General features: G+C 44.6%; 21 protein-coding genes and 1 pseudogene. 15 read left to right on the top strand and 7 right to left on the bottom strand.

The annotated features are described in order from the left end of the window. The first annotated feature begins 19 nt into the window (after positions 1 to 19). The 11 genes from AC2TF5_RS25615 (at position 20) to AC2TF5_RS25565 (ending at position 13,187) form a co-directional block, all read left to right on the top strand. Positions 20 to 1,018 carry a zinc-dependent alcohol dehydrogenase gene (locus AC2TF5_RS25615; RefSeq protein WP_491299894.1) on the top strand — a complete coding sequence of 333 codons (999 nt, stop codon included), beginning with the start codon at positions 20 to 22 and terminating at the stop codon, positions 1,016 to 1,018. Between the two features lie 173 nt (positions 1,019 to 1,191). Next, positions 1,192 to 1,428, top strand: a complete 237-nt coding sequence (locus AC2TF5_RS25610; protein WP_491299893.1) for a DUF6953 family protein — start codon at positions 1,192 to 1,194, stop codon at positions 1,426 to 1,428. Positions 1,429 to 1,691: 263 nt separating this feature from the next. Next, the gene (locus AC2TF5_RS25605; protein ID WP_491299892.1) at positions 1,692 to 2,915 is read left to right on the top strand and encodes a family 8 glycosyl hydrolase; all 1,224 of its coding nucleotides are present in this window, start codon (positions 1,692 to 1,694) and stop codon (positions 2,913 to 2,915) included. Between the two features lie 159 nt (positions 2,916 to 3,074). Beyond that, positions 3,075 to 4,148: a serine hydrolase domain-containing protein gene (locus AC2TF5_RS25600; protein WP_491299891.1), complete on the top strand. Its 1,074-nt coding sequence runs from the start codon at positions 3,075 to 3,077 to the stop codon at positions 4,146 to 4,148. A 182-nt stretch (positions 4,149 to 4,330) separates the two neighbouring features. After that, positions 4,331 to 5,221, top strand: a complete 891-nt coding sequence (locus AC2TF5_RS25595) for an AraC family transcriptional regulator (protein WP_491302999.1) — start codon at positions 4,331 to 4,333, stop codon at positions 5,219 to 5,221. A 271-nt stretch (positions 5,222 to 5,492) separates the two neighbouring features. Further along, positions 5,493 to 8,117 carry an RCC1 domain-containing protein gene (locus AC2TF5_RS25590; protein WP_491299890.1) on the top strand — a complete coding sequence of 875 codons (2,625 nt, stop codon included), beginning with the start codon at positions 5,493 to 5,495 and terminating at the stop codon, positions 8,115 to 8,117. Positions 8,118 to 8,437: 320 nt separating this feature from the next. Next, positions 8,438 to 8,842, top strand: a complete 405-nt coding sequence (locus AC2TF5_RS25585) for a DoxX family protein (protein ID WP_491299889.1) — start codon at positions 8,438 to 8,440, stop codon at positions 8,840 to 8,842. Between the two features lie 172 nt (positions 8,843 to 9,014). Continuing rightward, positions 9,015 to 9,683 (top strand): methyltransferase domain-containing protein, encoded by a 669-nt coding sequence (locus AC2TF5_RS25580; RefSeq protein ID WP_491299888.1) that lies wholly within the window; start codon positions 9,015 to 9,017, stop codon positions 9,681 to 9,683. Between the two features lie 380 nt (positions 9,684 to 10,063). Then, positions 10,064 to 10,684 (top strand): hypothetical protein, encoded by a 621-nt coding sequence (locus AC2TF5_RS25575; RefSeq protein ID WP_491299887.1) that lies wholly within the window; start codon positions 10,064 to 10,066, stop codon positions 10,682 to 10,684. A 185-nt stretch (positions 10,685 to 10,869) separates the two neighbouring features. Beyond that, positions 10,870 to 11,280 (top strand): BlaI/MecI/CopY family transcriptional regulator, encoded by a 411-nt coding sequence (locus AC2TF5_RS25570; protein ID WP_491299886.1) that lies wholly within the window; start codon positions 10,870 to 10,872, stop codon positions 11,278 to 11,280. Next, positions 11,280 to 13,187 (top strand): M56 family metallopeptidase, encoded by a 1,908-nt coding sequence (locus AC2TF5_RS25565; protein WP_491299885.1) that lies wholly within the window; start codon positions 11,280 to 11,282, stop codon positions 13,185 to 13,187. The genes AC2TF5_RS25570 and AC2TF5_RS25565 overlap by 1 nt, the downstream gene beginning before the upstream one ends. Before the next feature lie 72 nt (positions 13,188 to 13,259). Here AC2TF5_RS25565 and AC2TF5_RS25560 read toward each other — a convergent pair. Then, positions 13,260 to 13,440, bottom strand: a pseudogene (locus tag AC2TF5_RS25560) (BlaI/MecI/CopY family transcriptional regulator); the annotation flags it as partial. A 73-nt stretch (positions 13,441 to 13,513) separates the two neighbouring features. On the opposite strand from AC2TF5_RS25560, the gene AC2TF5_RS25555 reads away from it, so the two are divergent. The 4 genes from AC2TF5_RS25555 (at position 13,514) to AC2TF5_RS25540 (ending at position 16,275) form a co-directional block, all read left to right on the top strand. After that, entirely contained in the window at positions 13,514 to 14,047 is a 534-nt protein-coding gene (locus tag AC2TF5_RS25555) for a sigma-70 family RNA polymerase sigma factor (RefSeq protein WP_491299884.1), read from the top strand. A 257-nt stretch (positions 14,048 to 14,304) separates the two neighbouring features. Beyond that, positions 14,305 to 14,574, top strand: coding sequence for a CD3324 family protein (locus tag AC2TF5_RS25550; protein ID WP_491299883.1), 270 nt, complete (start codon positions 14,305 to 14,307; stop codon positions 14,572 to 14,574). Positions 14,575 to 14,710: 136 nt separating this feature from the next. Continuing rightward, positions 14,711 to 15,757, top strand: a complete 1,047-nt coding sequence (locus AC2TF5_RS25545) for a phosphotransferase enzyme family protein (protein WP_491299882.1) — start codon at positions 14,711 to 14,713, stop codon at positions 15,755 to 15,757. 95 nt (positions 15,758 to 15,852) lie between these two features. Beyond that, positions 15,853 to 16,275 (top strand): DUF1801 domain-containing protein, encoded by a 423-nt coding sequence (locus AC2TF5_RS25540; RefSeq protein WP_491299881.1) that lies wholly within the window; start codon positions 15,853 to 15,855, stop codon positions 16,273 to 16,275. 9 nt (positions 16,276 to 16,284) lie between these two features. On the opposite strand, the gene AC2TF5_RS25535 is transcribed toward AC2TF5_RS25540, so the two are convergent. From AC2TF5_RS25535 to AC2TF5_RS25510, 6 genes are all read right to left on the bottom strand, one after another. Then, entirely contained in the window at positions 16,285 to 17,316 is a 1,032-nt protein-coding gene (locus tag AC2TF5_RS25535) for a serine hydrolase domain-containing protein (RefSeq protein WP_491299880.1), read from the bottom strand. A 73-nt stretch (positions 17,317 to 17,389) separates the two neighbouring features. Continuing rightward, positions 17,390 to 18,505, bottom strand: a complete 1,116-nt coding sequence (locus AC2TF5_RS25530; protein ID WP_491299879.1) for a GGDEF domain-containing protein — start codon at positions 18,503 to 18,505, stop codon at positions 17,390 to 17,392. 124 nt (positions 18,506 to 18,629) lie between these two features. Beyond that, positions 18,630 to 19,280, bottom strand: a complete 651-nt coding sequence (locus AC2TF5_RS25525) for an amino acid ABC transporter permease (RefSeq protein WP_491299878.1) — start codon at positions 19,278 to 19,280, stop codon at positions 18,630 to 18,632. 79 nt (positions 19,281 to 19,359) lie between these two features. Further along, positions 19,360 to 20,022: an amino acid ABC transporter permease gene (locus AC2TF5_RS25520; protein WP_491299877.1), complete on the bottom strand. Its 663-nt coding sequence runs from the start codon at positions 20,020 to 20,022 to the stop codon at positions 19,360 to 19,362. 170 nt (positions 20,023 to 20,192) lie between these two features. After that, on the bottom strand, positions 20,193 to 20,999 hold the full coding sequence (locus AC2TF5_RS25515; RefSeq protein ID WP_491299876.1) for an ABC transporter substrate-binding protein: 807 nt from the start codon (positions 20,997 to 20,999) through the stop codon (positions 20,193 to 20,195). A 31-nt stretch (positions 21,000 to 21,030) separates the two neighbouring features. Beyond that, complete coding sequence (locus AC2TF5_RS25510; RefSeq protein WP_491299875.1) at positions 21,031 to 21,759, bottom strand: amino acid ABC transporter ATP-binding protein; 729 nt, start codon at positions 21,757 to 21,759, stop codon at positions 21,031 to 21,033. Positions 21,760 to 21,918 lie beyond the last annotated feature (159 nt).

The raw sequence follows: 21,918 nt of genomic DNA, 5'->3' as shown, positions 1-21,918 counted from the left end.
AGATAGGAGGGAGCCATACATGAAAGCGATTGCTGCGCAGCACGGGAAGGTTTTGATAACAAATACAGAGAGGCCATCCCTTCCGGTGGGGCATGTAAGAATACGTACCGAATATTCCGCTATCAGTCCTGGAACCGAAATGTCGATCATTAAAACTGCGGCCGATCAGAAGGTCGTTATTGGTTACAGTGCTGTTGGCATCATTGCAGAAATTGGTGAACAGGTAACCGGTCTGCAGGTTGGTCAGCGAGTTGCTTGCTATGGAGCGCCATATGTGTGCCATGCCGAAGAACTTGCTGTACCATCCAACTTGACGGCTGTCGTGCCCGATCATGTAAGTCCCGAAGAGGCTGCTTTTGCAGGCCTGGGGGCGATTGCTATTCATGCTTTACGCGTAGCGGATCTCCGTTTCGGCGAATCGGCCGTAGTCGTAGGGCTTGGTATTTTGGGCCAAATCATTGCACAAATATCATCGGCCGCTGCGAATCAGGTGCTCGGTTATGACCTGAACAAGGAACGCGTTCTAAGTATGAAGCAGCAGATTGATCATGTGTACGACAGCCAGGAAGAGCTCGAGAATCAGATTGCTGCAATCACAAGTGGCTATGGAGCCGATAGTGTTATTCTGTGCGCAAGCGGTTCGGGAGAAGAGCTGATCAATTCCTCTCTGAAGTGGATCCGTAATAAAGGAAAGATCGTTATCGTTGGAGATCTGACGATGAACTTCTCCCGTGGACTCATGTTCGGTAAAGAGGCGCAGGTTCTTATATCTCGGGCCGGAGGGCCGGGACGGTATGACACAGGCTATGAATTGGAAAATAAAGACTACCCAATCGGATTCGTACGCTGGACGGAAGGACGAAATGTTGCTGAATACATTCGGCTCCTTGCAGAAAAGCGGATTTCCATCAAGCCGCTAATTTCCCGGATTGTTCCGCTCGAAAGCGCGCAGGAAGCTTACGATCAATACGGGCCGTCTTCGACGATTATGGGTACGGTCTTCAAATATGGTAAATAAGTTGAACTAAAATTCTGACCCTGGCATCACTACGAATGCGGATCTTTCTTCCGATTGCTGTTGTCCCCGAATTTTTCTGAATTTTGATAATAAAGTTCATTTAATGTGTTGCTTAATGAAATAAGGTATCATGTAATTAATCGAGAGTAGGACAATTGCAGGAGGTGATCCTCATGGAAGTAACAGCACAGGAAGTCGCTGAGTGGATGGTGAAGGAAATTAAATTCACAGGGACGCTGCGGCAGGAGGATGCTATAGCGTATGTAAAGGCACATTTCGGAGAACAGTTTGTGTTTGTGAACGAGAACGGAAATGCGTCCTTGTCCAAAGACGTGAAAAAGGCTTTTCGTAAGCTGCACGGTGGCCGGATTGCATGGGACCGAGACGGATTTTTATGGGCTTGGACGTAAAACTTCAACTTGAATCTGTATATGAACCGGTGGGCACTATGCCATCGGTTTATTTAGTTTACAAAATTAATACCACCTGAGTTCTACACCCCACTGGTTACTTCATATACTCGTCCGAGTAAATCTTTTATTTATGTGAAAAATATAGTTCCGCTCCAAGAATCACAACCGTCTTTAGAGGAGGTGATGTCCATATTCGCACAAGCTGCGCCGGATTATGGTATGAAGTTTAACTACTATCAACCTAAAGGAGCGGATCGTTGATGATTAAACGCCGGAAATCCATTTTTCGTAAAACCCTTATATTATTCTGTACAGCTGCCTTGATATTTCCAGCCGGCATGTCATTTGCTGGGTATAAGCCTTTCCCACAGCATACGACCTATGTAAGTGGATCGATTAAACCGAATCATGTGTCGCAAAGTACGATGGATGACGCGGTTAGGAGAAAATGGAACACATGGAAATCATCTTTTCTGAAGCCAGCGGGTACCGGGAAATACTATGTGAAATACAATTCCGCCGGGGAGACGGTATCGGAAGCGCATGGTTACGGTATGCTATTTTCGGTGCTGATGGCCGGTTATGATAATGGTGCCCAGGCTTATTTTGACGGTCTATATCAATATTATAAAGCTCATCCAAGTGACAACAATCCTTATCTGATGGCCTGGAAACAGAACAGCAGCTTCCAAAATATCGATGGAGCCAACTCCGCAACGGATGGTGATATGGATATTGCATATGCATTGCTTCTGGCAGACCGTCAATGGGGGAGTAACGAATCGATCAATTACTTGCAAGAGGCTAAGGATATCATTAATGCGATTATGAGCAACGATGTGAATTCGTCACAATGGACCTTACGTCTCGGCGACTGGGCGACAAGCGGTTCGCATGATACGGCCACGCGCCCTTCCGACTTTATGCTTAACCATTTGAAGGGATTCCAGAAAGCAACAGGCGATACCCGGTGGACTAATGTAGTGGACAAGACTTATACGATTATCAACTCGATACACAGCAGCTACAGTCCAAATACCGGGTTGCTTCCAGATTTCGTTGTAATGTCAGGCAGCAATTATGAACCGGCTGCGTCTGATTTTCTTGAAGGAGATAAAGATGGAAAGTACTATTATAACTCCTCGCGTACACCATGGCGGATCACAACAGATTACCTGTTGACCGGTGATAACCGTGCGTTAAGCCAAATAAACAAAATGAACAGCTTCATTAAAAACGCTACAAGCAGCAATCCGGCCAAGGTTCGTGCCGGGTATGACTTGAACGGATCAGCGATTGTTACATACAACAGTGGGGCATTTTACGCTCCGTTTGGGGTAAGTGCCATGACATCCTCCTCGAATCAGAGCTGGCTCAATTCTGTATGGAATTATACAGTGAATGCTACGCCGGAAGGTTATTTTGAAGAGAGCATCAAGCTGTTTTCAATGATCGTAATGTCAGGCAATTGGTGGGCCTACTAAATGAAATACGAAAGATCGATATAGACGTCAAGAGATTTGTTCGCTAAAATATGTCCAAAGTTTCTAATATCAGGAAGGCGGGGAGAATGGATGAGCGTTCTGCAGAGCAATTGGCGAGTACTGGAGGGGCCCTTGAGTACAGCACCCGAGGAGGTGCACATGGATTCCAGACAGCTCAATAAGCTAGATCAACATTTTCAAGGCCTGATGTCGCAAAAGAAGATTCAAGCAGCCAGTTATCTTGTAGCGCATGAGGGAAAGATCGCGGCGTGGAGATCCATGGGCACACTTCATGGAACGACGGGTCAGGGAGAGCTGCAGCCGGATTCTTTACGCAAGCTATCTTCCATCACAAAAGCGTTTACTAGTGTTTCCATCGTGAAGCTGATCGAGGACGGAAAGCTGTACATTGATCAGCCGGTGGCTACGATTTTGAATGAGTTCAACAATCCGATGCATCAGGGAATTGCGCTGTTTCATCTATTGACGCATACGTCCGGTATTATGCCGGTAACGGGCTACTACAATGAGCCATATCCCAGAGAGTGGTGGGGTGCCAGAGGTACGGAGGACTGGATCGTAAAAGTGCTTCAAGGCCCCGTCGTTTGCCAGCCCGGTGAAGCCTACAATTACTCCACAGTAGGCTTTGCTCTACTCGGTGAAATCATCTCCCGTGTATCAGGACAAAGGTATGAGGACTATGTGATAGAGCATATTTTGCAACCGCTTGGCATGAGCCGGACCTTTTTTGACGTGCCCTCACAGCTCCATCCGGAGGTATGTACGGTTGATGAGAGGGATGTATCGAAGCTCACTGAACAATATGACGACTCCATCCAGCCTCCACGCTCGGACAGTGGCCTATACTCATCCCTGTATGATCTGTGGAAGTTCGGGCAAATGCTGTTAGATGGGGGAACCTTCGAGGGTCAGCGTATTCTCGGAAGAAAGTCGGTTGAGCTGTTAACTCGGCGGCACTTGTTCAATGTCCCGGCTTATCACTGGGGCGGCAAGATCAAAGACAAAGGCCATGCCCTGGGCCTTGACCTTGCGATTGATCATCTTTCCTTCGAATCTCCAGGGACGTTTCAGCTGGAGGGAGCAGGAAGATCTGGACTGTTTGTGGATCCGGTCGAGAAGCTTGTTGTCGTCCTGTTCGTACCTTCCATGTATTCCTGGATTCCGGAGTCTATACTCGGTACGAAGCAGATTATTTGGTCCAGCTTGATATAACGTAAGGTCGTTGGGTAGATTGTTAACGGAGAATTGGAAATTGGGGTATTGCAGAAGCAGAGGTCCTAAAACGATCTCTGCTTTTTGGGTTCAATGAAGATGACAAATTTAGAACAGCCAGTGATATCGGGTGATGATACAATAACAGTTACCGATCGGGGGGAGGCGTGCTCGTGAGCTACATGGAGTGTTTTCAGAAGAGCATCGATTATATAGAGGAACACCTTCAAGATAAAATCACGGTGGATGATTTGGCGGATATCGCAGGTTTTTCACCATACCATTTCTACAGGCTGTTTGCCGCGTATGTTGGTCTACCCGTTATGGAATATGTCAGAAGAAGACGTCTTGCTCATGCAGCGGCTGAATTGGCCCGAAGAAAGCGTGTGATTGATATTGCCATGGAGTATGGATTTGAGACACATGCAGGGTTCAGCAAAGCGTTTCGGAAAGTATATGACTGCTCCCCTGAGCAGTATCGCAAACATTCCAGTGGACAAATTCCGGGTAAGGTTGATCTAACCCTATATAAAAAACTGCAATTGTCAGGAGGCATCATATTGGAGCCGAAAATCATTAGCAAGCCTGCGTTCAGTATTATCGGTTATGCGCTTGAAACAACATATGAGAGCAACCGCAAAGACCGTGAAATCCCGGCATTTTGGAACCATTTTGACATTACCGGGCTTGAAGCCAAGCTGTATGAGATGGTTCAGCCAAAGGAACACGGTGAGTACTTTGTGTGTTTTCCTGTTGATATGGATACCGGAAGATTTACCTATGTAGCCGCAGTGAAGGGAGATGAGCTGCCCCCTGAGGAAGAAGGGCTCTTCCAAGGAGTAGTGCCGGAGGCAACCTATGCGGTGTTTACGACACCGTCTGCGGATTACGCGGATGGGGAATTTGTGAAGACCGTTGCCGGAACGTGGAAGTATATTTTTGAGGATTGGTTTCCTCGTTCAGGCTATGAATACGCTGCTGGTAAAGTGGAGTTTGAGTTCTATGATGAGCGTTGTCATGAAGAGACCGGTGCGGTGATGGAGATTTATATCCCTGTTATCAAGCGGGCATAGCCAGAACTGTAAGTGAACTAGAGCGATTCATAATTATTAGCCAGCGTGCAGACAAAGTCTGTGCGCTTTTTTGTTAAGAGATAAGAAAGTATAAGCTTTGGAGTAACTACATCTTTATCTCGCAAGAAAAACTACCGCTAAGCGCGGTCTGTCCTCTTAGAGATACGTCGATAGATTTTTTTCATGCCCTGAACTATAAAGTAAGACATGCATTAAACCGATACAATAATTAATTCATATAACAAAGAGTTGTCGAACAGGAGTGATCTTTTTGAGGAGCAAGGCTGCAATATTGAAGATGGCAATGGTATTTGTGTTTCTATTGAGTTTTATGCTGGATGGAAGCAGCCTAGCGAAAGTCCATGCTGAAGAGGCCATCTATACGTTTGATGTTAAGCAGAATGACGATGATTCTCTAAATGTTCAAGGGCTGGCTCCGGATGTTATCGGTGAACAGGTTAAGATTATTATTTCAACAGGTGAATTCGTCAAAGAAGGAAACGGTTTGAAATATGTGAACACCACCCTTTCCGAAACATCTGCACTTGTGAATAAGAAGGGATACTTTTCTTTAGTTACCCCACCGGTAGACAGAAACAAGGTCATAAATAAAGAAATTGGGATTACATTAATGAACGCTCATGGAAAAGAGTCCGGATATACAACAACGTTTCCAATCCCTGTCCGTGACAGATCTGATCTGTATGATAAGCCGGATTGGTATGAGTCATATAAAGATGACTCTGACTTGGAAGAAGAGGCACCGGCTGTATCGAGAAATTCGGAGCCTCTATGGCAGCAAACGATAAAGAACAAGAATAAATTTGTTGCAGGAGACAGAACCTCCTATGCTGTCGATGGAAAGGGCTCATTGTGGGCGTGGGGGAATGTTCCACCGGAATTGACCGGTGAGAAATATACGAGCAAAGCAACCCAATGGCGCCTTCCTAAGAAAGTAGAATCGATAAAGAATGTGAAGCAAATTACGGCCAACGGTGCTGCTGCCGCAACGTTGACAGAACAAGGGATCGTGTGGGTATGGGGGATTTATGAGCAATCAGAAACTCCTATAAAAGTTACCGAAATGAAGGGTGCGACGCAGATCGCCGTGGATTCAGATGGAAATGGTCTGATTCTGAACAAGAATGGTACGGTCTATAAATGGGAAATAAGCAAAACCTCAGCCTCCACAGGTACAGGAAAGATAGTTGAGCCTAGTGTAAAACTGACGACAGTGAAGCAGCTGAGCAATATAGAACAAATACATATTGGCTACCACAACCTCTATGGAAACAACTACATGGCACTTGATAAATCCGGTGCTGTTTGGGCATGGGGAGACATGAGTATTATTTTAAGCTCCAAACAACAGGGGAATATCACCAAGAAAAACAAAGATGGATCAGAAAGTTATTTTCATGAAAGAGTGGACACCGTGACTCCGCAGAAGCTTAAGGATCTTCCAGCCATGAAAGAGATAAGCCTTCTGAACGGACGCCCGACTTTCATTAGTGAATCCTTTGAGTTCTGGTCATACATAGATACGGATAAAGTGTTTGTACAAATTCCAGGGAAGATAGCCGATGGTGTGGTTGGGATTTTTAAGGATAGCCCCGTTGTATTAAAAAACAATGGTCGTTTCTATTCATGGGATACAGGGTCGTCATCACTAAGCAGTAAGGCATACTCAGATCTAAATGATATGGCAGCCATCACTTCCGACTCAGATCACTATTTAGGCATTAGGAATGATGGTGCTCTGATGAGTTGGGGCGCTAACAATTCAGGCCAGCTAGGCGTAAGTTCAAGTATGGCGATTCCCTACGAGCCTAGTGTAATCAAGGTGCCTTCCCCTGTCAGCGTCGCGGCTAGTGAATCACATGTATTAGCTTTAAGCAAAAATGGAGCGGTGTATGGTTGGGGAGATAACCGGAAAAATCAGATCAAGGAAGGGTCTGCGGCAGAAATTTTATCGCCTGTTTCCTTGGGTGTCTTTAAAGATGTAAATAAGCTAGAGGCTGGACAAAACTTTTCCCTGCTTCTGAACAAGAAGGGGGAATTGTACGGATGGGGCGATCTTAACTGGCTCGGAATTAAAAAAGTAACCGGGACTCCTACGCTTATAGATCTCGTGCCTGAGCCTATCGCCGACATTCAGGTGTATGAGCGGTCTGTTGCAGTTTTAACTAAGAACGGAAATGTGTATCAGTTGGGTGGCGTTGCCTGGAATAATAGCGGGGCCGAGCAATATGTGCATAATCATTATCGTAAAATCGAAATTAGTGATGTGAAAGCGGTATCCATGGGAGGCTTTCGTGGGTATGCCGTGAAAAAGGACGGTACGCTGTGGTATTGGAAAAACAGCATTATTCGTGGAAAGACGCAGGCCAAGGTTATGCCTGGATTTAAAAATATTGTGGATGTGGCATCTGCACAAGCAAATGGAGATTATCTGGTCGCTAGAGACCGGAAAGATGAACTGTGGGCATGGGGGGATAATACTGCAAGACAGTTGAGTCATCGTGTGCTGTCGCAAATGTATAACCCGTTGAAAATTACAGATAAGCCCATCCAGATTACCGAAAGAGAATTAACCTCGGTAGGCAAAAATCTAAATGTGCAGTCGATGTCACTGAGCAAGAATGGGGGTCTGCTTATAACAAAGAACAATGAGATGCTCTTTTTCGGATATACGGCAGTTGTAACAAAGAGTGGAAAATTGTATCAGAATGTATCCTTTGTTGAAACGGCTGATCGTAATATGTACTGGATTCGTGGAGGGAAACTGTGGGTGCACGGGTATAACAACAAGTTTGGTCAGCTCGGTATTGGAGTGAAGGGGTATTATGAGTCTCCGCAGCGAGTGTTAACCCCAGCAGGGTTTACCGTGAAATAGATATATGGTTTACAGGGAAAATACATGGAGCTTTACTTACATCCGCTGAATTCAGCGGATGTTTTTTTAGCTCTGAAATAATAGGCATATTAGGGTTGACAGACGAATAATAATAAAGTATCTTAATATCAAGGTTATTAACTTTATAAAAGTAAGTCAATTGAAAGGGGTAAGTTTCAAGATGAATAAGTTGTAGCGCAGAATAGCTCGTTAATAGCTCATAATCGATCAGAAATCGAAGCTGTTTTTGGACATATATCTTAACATCGAGATTTTTTTGGTGAACAAACTAAACTCAAAATTTAATGGAGGAATTAATAATGAATATGGAATTAGGATTACTTATTCTTCGTCTGGTGCTCGGTTTGTCGTTCATCGCGCACGGTGCACAGAAATTGTTCGGTTGGTTCGGCGGTTATGGTCCAAAAGGAACCGGCGGCTGGATGGAGTCGATTGGCATTAAGCCTGGTGTCACAATGGCTCTGCTGGCTGGCCTGATGGAGTTTGTCGGCGGATTGCTGTTTGCATCCGGATTTCTGACCATCCTTGGTGCTGCGCTGATTATCCTTGCCATGCTTGGAGCTATCGCCAAAGTGCACGGCAAGAACGGGTACTGGGCAACAGCAAATGGATATGAGTTTAACCTTCTTATTATAGCTGTTGCTCTGGCTGTCGCCTTGATGGGTGCAGGAGCATACTCGCTGGATGCCGTTATTTTTAAATGAAACTAACTAAAATTTGATAAAAAGAGTAGTACAAAGTATGGATAATGCTTTGTACTACTCTTTTTTTATGCTCTGAATTCAACTCTGGGTTGAATCCCAGCCAAAATCAATTGTGAAGTTATTGTGCAGGCCTTATATCATTAATAAACTTGAGCTATAGGGGTGATAACGAATGAAAGAAAAACTGGCTAAAAACATTAATATTTATCGTAAAGAAAAAGGATTAACACAGGAGGGGCTTGCACAGATTCTCGGGATCACACCTGAATACTATTGGGGACTGGAGCCGTCACGAACATGCTACCAGGTGCTTGAACTCATGCCGCCAACAAGACATCTGAGACTGCTGGACATTGGCTGCGGTGAAGGGAAAGATGCCGTGTTTTTTGCTAGAAATGGATATGATGTAACTGCATTTGACGTATCTGATGCGGGTATTGAGAAGACGAAGCGGCTTGCTGACAAGATCGGAGTACCTATTCATGTTTTTAAAGCCGATATTTTAGATCACCGATTGGGTTCCAGCTTTGACATTATCTACTCTAGCGGTGTTTTGCACTACATCAAGCCGGATTACCGGGATGAGATTTTCAGCAACTACAAACAATTTACGAATCCGAACGGTATCCATGTATTTAATGTTTTTGTGAATAAACCGTTTATAGCCCCACCACCTGAAAACGAACCAAATGCGTATAAGTGGATTTCCGGAGAATTGCTTACGCATTATCATGACTGGTTGATCCAAGACAGCTCCGAAGTAATATTCGACTGCAATTCATCCGGTATTCCTCACCAGCATGCGATGACAAAAATAATTGCCCACAAAAAGCCTAGCTGAAAGCTAGGCTTTTGAGCGACCTCAAACACCATATTCGGATGTCTGTGCCTTGTACAACCACTAACGGAAACCTTATCGTCCGTATACCCCTTTTTGAACATCTGCATAAATTCATCATGCGGGTCATTTTTGCATGTAACAAAAGCGAAAATTTTTTTCTTCACAAACCATGTTGACATTACGGAACTACAATTGTAGTATTAACTAGTAACTACAGCTGTAGTTTTATCAAATTATAACTTATAGGAGAGGAGTATTACAGAATGAAAGCAGCAACAAAAGTAGCAATCGCAACACTAAGCAGCATTTTATTACTGGGTTCTTCCGTAAACCTCGCGGCGGAGGCGGCATCCTCCCAGACGGCGGCCCCAAAAACCGCTGTGAAAAAAGAAGCCAAATCAACCAAGGCTATACCAGCAAAGGACAAAAAGTTTATCGAAAATGAGATGAATAGGGTTAAAGAGCAGGCTGAAAAATCGGATGATGTGTTTGTCTTGTATCATAAATACAAGGAATTGAATAACGGATTCGATATAAGCTTTTGGGGAGGGATCAAACACTACAAAACATACGAGGACTACTTGAAAAAGGCCTCTACCTTGGAAGGCTTCATCTTGGTTCAGCCCCCCAACCTGCCAAAGGGATATAAGTTTTCCAAAGCGAGAATTGAAGGTCCAACAAAAGGAAAGTTCATTGATGAAGTGAGAGCCGAAGGTAAAAAAAGTGGAAAACCCATCTACGTAAAAAAGATAGATTGGAAAGAGGCGGCAACCATCCGTCTTGAGTATACGAACGGGAAAGACACGCTGACCATTTCTAAAAATACATTGGATTCAGAGGGAAGCAAGAAGAAAGGTTTCTTTGAAGATGACTTCCCGGCGAATGTCTATCCAAAATATGTTTTTTGGCACACCGACAAATTCGAATACAGTATTTCAACCACCACAGATATGCCTAAGGAACAAAAAATTGAAATTCTGAAAGCAGCGGTAAAAAAATAATATTTTGAGCTAAATAGGGTTCTTTTGTAGATCATCGTTCCAACAGGCGGTGTGAAACATTTTTGCATGTAACAAAACGAGATATTTTTCTCTACCAAAACATGTTGACATTACCAAACTACAAATGTAGCATATATTGTAACTACATATGTAGTCTAAGTGAATTGACTTTGGAGGTTTCATGCATGAATCAAATACCATCGATTACGGATGCAGAACTGGAAATCATGCGCGTCTTATGGACAAATCCGGATTGCCCATCTAGTGAGGTCGTAAAGCAAATGACGGATCAAATGGGTTGGAGCCCGAATACGACCCGGACGCTCCTCAGCCGATTGGTGCAGAAGGAAGCGGCGGGGGCGAAGCTGGAAACGAACTCGAAGCGTACCCAACTGTTTTATCCTCTCATCAGCGAGCAGGAATACCTGCGATCCGAAACCAAATCCTTTATGAAAAAGCTGTATGGCGGGGCATTAAAGCCGATGCTGGCCAATTTCTTAGAGGATAAAAAGCTGAATGCGCAGGAAATCGAAGATCTGAAGGCTCTATTTGACGAAAACGGCAGCTACGGTAAACCGGAAAAGAGAGATAAGTGATGAGTTCTTCATTGCATGCAAGTTTATTATCTTTTTTTGAATGGATAATCCGTGGATCAATCATGGCCGGTATCCTGATTGTCCTTGTCCTCATTCTGCAATTTTTAATGAAAAACAAGCTCGAAGCCAGATGGAAGTATTTGCTTTGGGTTCCTGTAGTAATCCGCTTGCTGCTTCCTTGGGCACCGGAATCTTCGCTTAGCCTGTATAATGTTTTTTCTCTTGAGGGCATAGTACCCGGTATTCATCAGCAAACTCAAGGTTCGTCGTTCTGGCATAATTTATGGAAAGGATCAGGGGCCGAGAGCGAAACAGCAGCTCATGTAGAGCACATAGTAGAGAGAAACAGCCTTATAAGGGAAACGGGGGAAGCGCCGCTTGCGCCTCGTGAATCAGGAAACACGCAGGAAACGCACTTCTGGTGGAGCGGGTTTAAGCAAATGGGCTTCACCAGTATACTGATGTCGGTTTGGCTTGCGGGTGTGCTGTTTCTTGCAGCGAAAACGATATACGACCACCTTCGATTGAAACAAGCCCTACGCGCAGGCCGCTCTATTGAAACGCCTCTTTTATCGGCATTGTTTCATGAGACGAAGCAGCTATTGGGCGTGAAGCGTAAAGTGCGTTTTGTGGCGTCGGAGAGCATTCCCGGACCTGCCGTGGTCGGTTTTTATAAACCTGCGGTTGTTATTTCCCCTAATTTGCTTGTCACGTTGAAAAAGGAACAAATTCAGTATATTTTGGCACATGAGTTCGCCCATATACGGCGCAGGGATGTGGCGGTGAACTGGATGATACACATCATCCTGATTCTCCACTGGTTTAATCCATTATTATGGCTTGCCGTACATAAAGCAAGGCAGGATCAAGAGATGGCCTGCGATGCATGCGTGCTGGATCGGATGAGCCCGCATCAAAACAATGTATACGGGCAAACGATCATCCATGTGCTGGAACATTTTTCAGGAAACCATCATCAGCCGGGGCTTGCCGGCCTGTCCGCCACGCATAAACAAATGAAAAGGAGACTTACAATGATCAAACACTTTAACAAAAAATCTTATCGCCTGTCCATTTTGGGGATGACGATGATTCTGGCGCTTGGCAGCGTGACGCTGGTTAACGCTAAGGAAAGCGATGAAAAGAGCGCTCCACAAGCGGCTTCCGTTCAATTGGAACAGGATTCAAAATCCGCTGTGAATAATCAGCTGAATTATAGCCTTCCTAAGGAAATCATGGCTTCTTCGGAGAATCTTGAGAGCTACAAGAAAGAACACGAAAAAGCTGTTAAAAAAGCAGCGGAAGCAGCCAAAGCTATGCCTGCAGAGGAAAAAAAGTTTATCGAAAGTGAGATCAATCGAGTTAAGGAGCTAACCCAAGAGTCGGGTGATATGTATGTCTTGTATCATAAATATAAAGACTTGAACAGCGGACTTGATTTAAGCTATTGGGGAGGGATAGATCATTACAACTCATACGAGGACTACTTGAAAAAAGCTTCTACTTTGGAGGGATCCATCTTGGAGCACCCTTCAAATCTCCCAGAGGGATATAAATTCTCCAAAGCGAGAATTGAAGGTCCAACAGAAGGAAAGTTCATTGATGAAGTAAGAGCCGAAGGTAAAAAGAGCGGAAAACCGATCTACGTGAAAAAGATAGATTGGAAAGAGGCGGCAACCATCCGTCTTGAGTATACGAACGGGAAAGACACGCTAGCCATTTCTAAATATACATTGGATTCAGAGGGAAGCAAGAAGAAAGGTTTCTTTGAAGATGACTTCCCGGCGCATATCTATCCAAAATATGTTTTTTGGCACACCGACAAATTCGAATACAGTATTTCAGCTACCACAGATATGCCTAAGGAACAAAAAATTGAAATTCTGAAAGCAGCGGTAAAGGAATAATATTTTAGAATAACCGAATCGATTAAACGCAAAACAGCCTGTCATATCCAAAGTGACAGGCTGCTTGTTTTATTTATTTTGGAACAGACGTGAACATACCCCAGGCATTATCAGCAACACTTTTACCAAAATGGAGAGCCAACCCATTTGATCTGTCATTTGCTTTACGATCTCACTAGATGGGATCCGGATTTGTCCATAAGACGCGCATGATTTCCAGTTCTGCATCCGTAATCGGTGGTATTTGATTCATGCACGAAACCTCCAGAGTAATTCACTTAGACTACATAATATCGATCATTAAAGTTATGAAGGGAAGTTATTTTTTGGAATTACAGCAAGAGTTCGAGGTTGAACGTGCCAAGGAAGGGAATCATAAAGCGTTCATTAATCTCATTAAACCACTTGAAGTACAAATGTACAACATCGCAAAGGCAATCGTTAGGCAAGACGAGGATTGTGCAGATGCTATGCAAGAAGCCGTATTAAAAGCTTACAAATCACTTGCCAGTTTAAGAAACCCATCCTTCTTCAAAACATGGCTGTTCCGCATCCTCATTAACGAATGCAATACGATTCTCCGCAAACGCAGTAATGTGGTATCCCTGTTCGGCCATGAGGAAATACAAAGCTCCACACCGAACACAGATTTGAACATAGACCTACGCGAAGCCGTGTATAGATTGGATGAAGTGTCACGAACAATCGTTATTTTGCACTATTTTCATGATTTGCCTTTACGCCAGATTGCAGAAATACTCGATTTGAATGAAAGCACTGTTAAGACACGTCTCCATAGAGCTCGGACAACGTTGTCACAGTGGCTGGCTAATCACAGGGAAAGGAAGATTAACGTATGAACAATGACAATGGACGGATGTTCCAGAAGGTTACAAACCCTGTCTGTATTATATAATTGAGATATGATTCTACAAAGGAGGATCGTTATGGGAAAGTTTAAGATTTGCTCCATGCAGGTTTGCAATATAAACAACGGCGGTTGTTTGTATGGGGCTGATTAGATATGACCGCTGAATTCACATCGGGTGATTTTGATTTATTTTGCAAACTTTGCTGCCTTGAAAATCAACTATTTTCATAAGGAGCAGAGTCTAGAATGAAGTATATCAATGCAGATGAAATATTTCCTGCAGAATTGCTGAAGGAAATTCAGAAATATGTTCACGGCGGCGGTATCGTATACGTCCCTAAGCCGAAAGGATTACGCAAGAAGTGGGGCGAAAATACAGGAAGCAGAACATATCTGAATCATAGAAACGATAAGATCCGCCAGCAGTTTTCTTGCGGAGTTACCATGAATCAATTGTCGGATCAATTTTGCCTGTCCATCGACAGCATTAAGAAAATCGTGTATTCCAAAAAATAGTGTTCAAAGGTCACGTTGGAATCTATTCTGACGTGGCATTTTTGTGTAAAACATTTTTTTAATCGTTTGCTATATATTTTTCGGAATACAATGACCTCACAATGGTAGCAGGTAAACTTCCTTAGGAGGAGAATAGATGAAACCATTTTTTCAATATGATACGGATGATCACCGAAGAGATTTGTTAATTCGGGCGGGGAAAGTCGCTTTGACGGCACTTCAGCAGTATGACGTGGCATGGGAAAAGATTCAATTTATTGGCCTATCGGACACGATTACGTATAAAATAGAGGCAAGTCCCACGGGGGCATATTTGCTGCGGATTCATTCGGATCGGATGAGCAAAGAGGAAATTCGTTCAGAGCTTGTATTTCTTCAAGCATTGAACAAGTTGGAGGATCTGAGTGTGCCTGTTGGAGTGGCTAGCCGTGATGGCTCTTATGTGTTGGAAGTGAACACTGATGAGGGATACCAGCGCCCATATGTCACAATGATGCACTGGGTTGAGGGAGAGCATCTGAAGGAGCAGACAACGGATGGTCACGCTTTTCAAATGGGGTTGTTGGCGGGAAAACTTCATCAAGCTGCTATACACTTCAACCCTCCGGCTGACTTTGTCCGGCCTGTATGGGATGTTGACAGTTTCAGAATAAAGATGGGAAGGCTGGATCGGTATTATTCCCGTTTTTTATCAAGTGAGGGATGGGATTTATATCAAGCGGCGGCTGAGAAAATACAATCGGATCTTTCTGCCATGAATTCAAACGATGATAACTACGGCCTCATTCACGGTGATTTGCACTCGGGGAATATCGTGTTCAGCGAAGAACTGCCTGCACTGATTGATTTTGGAATGTGTGGATACGGATATTTTTTGTACGATATAGCAGGTGCGTTATTAGAGCTTAATCCGAAGCTTCGCAGGAAGTATATCCAAGGCTATGAGAGTATAAGGAGACTTGAAAGCGGCTATGTCCGGCATCTGGAATGTTTCTTTGTCATGGTTATGATTGAGAACTACTGCCACCATTCCTCAGATCCGAGGGAGACGTCCAGTCTGATTCATGAACAACCTTACGCCCAAGCGTACATTAGACAATATTTGAATGATATTTCATTTTTGTTTGAAGGGATTGAACCCGTCACGCCGGGGATTCCATCTGTTACGGATAGGAATACGTAATGAAAATTGGGTATAGCTAAGGTGTTTGATGTGAATATATGTTTTTATGACGAGCTGAAATACTTTCAACGAAATGAAGAGAAGAGGTTAATATCATGTACGAATTAAAAACGAAGCAAACAGACAACAGTGTTCTTGAGTTTATTGAAAATGTCGATAACCCCAAAAAACGTGAGGACGCGTACAAATTGCTGGATATTTTTACGGAAGCAACAGGTCATGAGGCGAAGATGTGGGGGCCTACCATTATTGGATTTGGTGCCTATCATTATAAATATGAATCCGGTCACGAAGGCGATGCGCCGTTGGTCGGTTTTTCACCCCGTAAGGCTAAAATCAGCTTATACTTCGCAACCGGTAATACAGAGCGTGAGGCTTTGTTGAAGGATTTCGGAAAGCATACAGCTGGAAAAGCGTGCGTGTACATCAACAAGGTTGCGGATATTGATACGGAAGTTTTAAAAGCGTTGATTAACCAGTCCGTAGATTTCCTGAAGAAAACTTATCCGAATCAATAGATAGAACGTTTAGCTTTTCCATAGCATTGACAGTTCATTTTCAATTTCCATCATCATATTGAAGGCACCCGTAGAGATATTGGCGCATACCGCAAGTTGGATGTCTGAAGCAGGATAGTAAGCCGAATGAAAGCACACTCCAGGGTCATAGCCCATCACATGATACTTAAACACACTTTCGTCTTTCTTTCCAATCCATACGCCGTAACCGTAGAAGTCACCGTCTTCGCTTTCGGCATGAGGTGTAAGCATTTTTGTAGTAAGTGTTTCACCTAATAGCTTGCGGTTCATAAGCACGTCCCAGAATCGGAGCATATCTTCCGCTGTAACAAAAGCCCCGCCGTCGGAACCACCTTGTACCGGTAGCGAATACATATTTGTTTTCCATGTACCGTCTTCAAGATCAATGTAGCCCGTTGCCGTATTTCCTGGAAGGGCATCGAGCGCGAAATAACCGGAATCCGCCATTCCTGCCTTATCAAAAATATGTGATTGTACATAGTCCTTAAACTTCAAACCGCTGACGTTCTCGATGATTAATCCAAGCAGGATGAACCCTGCGTTGTTGTAGTGAAACCGTTCACCCGGCGCAAACTTCATATGCCCATCTTGAAACAGAGGCAGGAAGTCATGCAATCGGCGCATATGGTACATAGGCCTCTCAATCCATAATTCCTCAAAGTCATCCATTAACTCTTCATCAAAATAGTCAGGTACACCGGATGTGTGCGTCAGAAGGTGATGTATCGTGATGTTCTCGTTGAAGTGAGGAAACTCTACGTCAAGGCATTCACTCAGCTTGGTATCCAAAGAAAGTTTACCTTCTTCTACAAGCTGACAAATGGCAGTAGCTGTGAAAATTTTGCATCCGGATGCGATACCGAAACGTGTACCTGTATGATTGTTTAATTGTTCTGCCCGATTGGCATAACCATAGCCGGCGTGGGCAAGAACATCATTCTTATGTTTAACAAGGATCGCTCCGGAGAATGAATTGTTCTTTTGAATATCTTCGATACGTGACATTAAACGATTAGTCATGAGTTTACCTCCTCAGTATGCAATTAAAAACCCGCAAGGATGTCCTCCTACGACTTAAGGATCGACTTGCGGGTTATACAGCTGTATGTTGCAATTGTGTGATTGTCTGGTTTTTGCCGCTGCGTTTGGCTACATATAACATGGAATCGGCTTCCGAGAAAATAGCCGCCTTGCCTGAACCGTAGCGGTAAGACGCGAGACCGATGCTGACGGTGATGGTCTTGCCGTTCATCTCATGATGGCTTAGTTTCTCAATCTGTGTCCGGATGCGTTCGATCGTATCGAACGCTTGCTGTGGGGTCTTGTCCGCAAAAATCACGGCGAATTCCTCACCGCCAAATCTTGCTGTAATATCGTCTGGAGACAGAATCGCCTGCTTTATGACCCGGGACACGCGCCCAAGGATCACATCACCTACGGTATGTCCGAACGTATCGTTTACATGTTTGAAATTGTCGATGTCGATAATGGCCAATTGCAGCGGCATCTCATATTTATCGCTTTGGACAATCAGATTATCCAAATATTCATGAAACGTCTTATGATTATACATATCCGTCAGGGCGTCATACTTGGTCTGTCGGTCCATGATCACCGTCCGAATGAGCAAATCCTGTTCTGACTTCATGGATTTGCTTAAATGTCTGTTAATTTCTTTTCCACGATTCAGAAGCCCGTATAGAATAACAAAGGCCCCCAGCATAACAAATATATAAGAGATAAGCCCGTAAATATCATCTAATTTAAGAAGCACTGGACTAAATGCATAGAATGCAGTGATTACTAAAGCATTGGCAACCAGAGCAAAGACTAGTTTCCGCTGCTTATCGAAGAACAGAGATATGATCATGGGAAGCAAGAGTAAATATTTGATTCCGTCCACCGTTTCGTTACAGATAATCAGGACGGTTGAGAGGGCGGTGCCGGTCAAAATAATGAGGTAGGGGCTCTCCCTTTTCAACCATCGGATAATAAATTCACTGCTTCCCATAATCACAAGCTGAATCACGAAGGGGATCATCATATTAAGGACGAGGATATCGCTCAGATCGAACACCTGATAGCGCGTCGTAATGAACAAGGCCACAAAATCCGCAAGCAGTGAAATAAGGACGATAGCCCAATAAAAATTCATGATTTTGCGGTTCCACACGCTCCGACGGTCATCCTTCCACTGGACCTCGCTCATTGTTAGATCACCACCCTCACCGCTCGGTTAACGGAAATAAATTGTTAATTATTGTAAAAAATGACCACTGATATATTCATTGTAATATAGGGTCTGAGAATAATCTATATAATTTACTTACGCTCTATGGTTGTCTGGCCTCCAAGCGTCTTGCGGCAATGGACAGCAAGTAATTAACAGTGAAATACAACACGGAAGCCAGAAGAAGCGCCGGGATGACGTACCTAAAGTTTGATCCGCTCAGAATTTGCACATTATGCATCAATTCCGGTAAGGAGATGATGACTGCAAGGGACGAATCCTTCAGCAGAGAGATAAATTGGCTCACCAGTGGAGGAGACATACGACGCAAGGCAAGAGGCATCACGACGTGCCGCAGTGTCTGAAAATAACTTAGACCAGAAGACCTGGCAGCTTCAATCTGTCCCTTATCGACAGACACCAGACCACTGCGGACAATTTCTGCGACCATGGCCCCCTCAAAGACACTAAGACCGATCACTGCAGACCAGAACACGGGAATTTTTATACCCGTTTGTGGCAGAACAATTCCGATGAAGAAGATGATTAACAGGAGCGGAAGGTTACGAATGATGTCTACAACAAACGCGGTGAGGCGGGAAATGATAGGTGCACGGGTATATCTTACAGTGCCAAGCAAGGTTCCGATCACGAAGCTGAACACAATAGACAAGCCGGCAACCTGCAGCGTAATCAGAAACCCATGCAGAAGATAACGCAGGTTGGGCCAGGAATATGCACCGATAAAATCCATTTGCTTGTTGCCTCCTTTTTAAATGTAGGCCGATGATTTGATAGTAGGTTTCTTGGGTTGCAGACGGTATTAACGAAACCTAGGAGCTTCTGGCAAATCGGCGTTCCAAATAATGAACAGCAAAGCTGAGAGGCACGGTAAGTACGAGATAGAATAGGGCGACAATGATATAAACCGTGATTGGGAGGAAGGTGTCGGAATTGATAAGATCGGCATAGTACATAAGATCGAGACCTGCAACTACACTCAATATGGATGAGTTTTTCACCAAATTGATGAGTTGGTTGCCAATGGCTGGGAGGACGATTTTGATCGCTTGAGGAAGTACGATATGGTGCATGTTTTGGAGGTAACTCAGCCCGGATGAACGGGCGGCTTCCGATTGTCCAGCAGGAACAGCTTGAATACCTGCACGGATGGCTTCAGCTATAAAAGAGGATGTATAGACGGTCAATCCCAGCGTCCCGGAGATGAAGCCGTCCAGTGGAATACCAAGAGAAGGAAAACCGAGATAGAAAAAGAAAACCACGATGAGCAGCGGTATGTTGCGTATAAACTCCACATAGGCGGTTCCAACAATATTAAGCAACCGTATTGGTGAAATTCGCATGACGGCCATAATTGTACCAAGCACAAGGCTGCCGACAAGTGCCATTAAGCTGATCCAGATCGTATTTCCGAAGCCTTCAATGAACCGGTCCCAATGATTGAACAACACATTAATATCCCATAAACGACTCAAGGCTTAGGTGACCTCCTTTCCGTCTATTTCGAGTAGGAAGGATGACCACGGGAGCGCCTAGGCCCCCGCTTTCTAAAATGAAATTTTTGCTCAACGTGTGGGAAGCTCCCAGATCGCGGTGCCGCGTCGCATGACGTCGGTCGACCACATGGATTCGCCTGTGCTAAAAATTATTCAGGCTTTATACCCATCCATTGCTCGTATAACTTGTCATATTCACCGCTGTCCTTCATTTCCTTGAGCAGCTCATTGACGGTGTTTACGAACTCAGTATCTCCCTTCCGGATCGCAATGCCATACGGTTCATCGGTAAAGTTGCCTCCCACAAGCACATAATTGGAGTCCTGCTGCTGCATGCCAAGCAGGATGGAATTATCTGTGGTGAGCGCATCACCTTGGCCGGCCTTAAGCGCAGTAAAGGCATCCTGATAGTTCTCGAATTCCAGAACGGTAGCATCCGGGGCTTTCTCGCGGATGTTTTTCGCCGAGGTGGACCCTTTAACAGCGAGTACCTTGGAGTCCTTCGTCAAGCTCTCTAGTCCTTGAATCGGGCTTCCTTTCTTCACAAGCAGTGATTGCCCGGCTTCGAAATATACGTCACTGAAGTCAACCTGCTTTTTTCGTTCCTCATTTATGGTCATCGTGGCGATAATAAGATCAATGTCACCGTTTTGGAGTAAAGGGATTCGAGTTTTGGACGTCACTTCCTTGAGCTCGACCTTGGTTTCGTCCCCGAGTACTTTTTTGGCTAATGCTTTGGCAATATCAATATCAAAACCTTCTACTTTTCCGGTCGCGGGATCCTGTAAACCGAACAGCTTGGTGTCATATTTGACGCCTGCGATCACCTTGCCCCGTTTCTTAATCGCGTCCAGTGAATCGGGCGCCTTTTCTCCGCATCCCGAAACAGCCAGTGCCACGAGCAGTGACAGAATGGCGGCCGCCCACCGTATACCTCGCCTTTTGTATATACTCATTCTTCATGTCCCCTTTCAAAAATCATGTGTGTTAGTGGTGAATCAACCGGCTGAGAAATGCCCGTGCCCGTTCTTCTTCGGGGTTGTCGAAGAAGGAGCCGGATGCGGTGTCTTCCACAATTCTGCCTTCATCCATAAAGATGACGCGGTCCGCTACCTCGCGTGCAAAGCCCATTTCATGCGTGACGATAATCATCGTCATTCCTTGATGTGCCAGAGAACGCATAACGTCAAGCACCTCACCGATCATTTCAGGATCGAGGGCTGAGGTCGGCTCGTCAAACAGCATGATTTTAGGGTTCATCGCGAGTCCTCTAGCAATCGCTACTCGCTGCTGCTGGCCTCCAGACAACTGGGACGGATAGCTGTCCGCTTTGTCGGCAATGCCGACTCTTTTCAAATACGACATGGCCGTCTCCGTCGCTTTTTCCTTTGTCATTCCGAGAACCTTCACCGGTGCCAAAACAATGTTGTCAATCACCTTCATGTGCGGATACAGGTTGAAATGCTGAAAGACCATGCCGATTTCACGGCGAAAGCGGTTGATGTCGATCTTTTTGTCATGAAGAGATATTCCGTTCACGACCAAGCTACCCTCGGTAATCTGCTCTAGCCGATTAATACATCGAAGCAGGGTACTCTTGCCGGAACCCGAAGGACCAATAATAACAACAACTTCGCCATGCTGGATCGTCAGGTTAATGTCTTGCAGCACATGGAACCGGCCGAAGTATTTTTGAACACCGGTGAATTCAATCAATGGTAATCCCCCCTTAACGGCTAAGCTGAATATGGCTGTTCTAAAGGCGCAAGCATGATCAAATCGGGTGCCAGGCCCTTTTAACACTGGTATGGTTGACGTAGCTTGTTCCATAACCTTTTGCCGTGAAAAAATAAGTTGCATATGGTGTCTGTGACT

The sequence above is a fragment of the Paenibacillus sp. JNUCC 34 genome, assembly GCF_058269055.1.
This window is presented reverse-complemented; position numbering and strand designations above follow the sequence as displayed.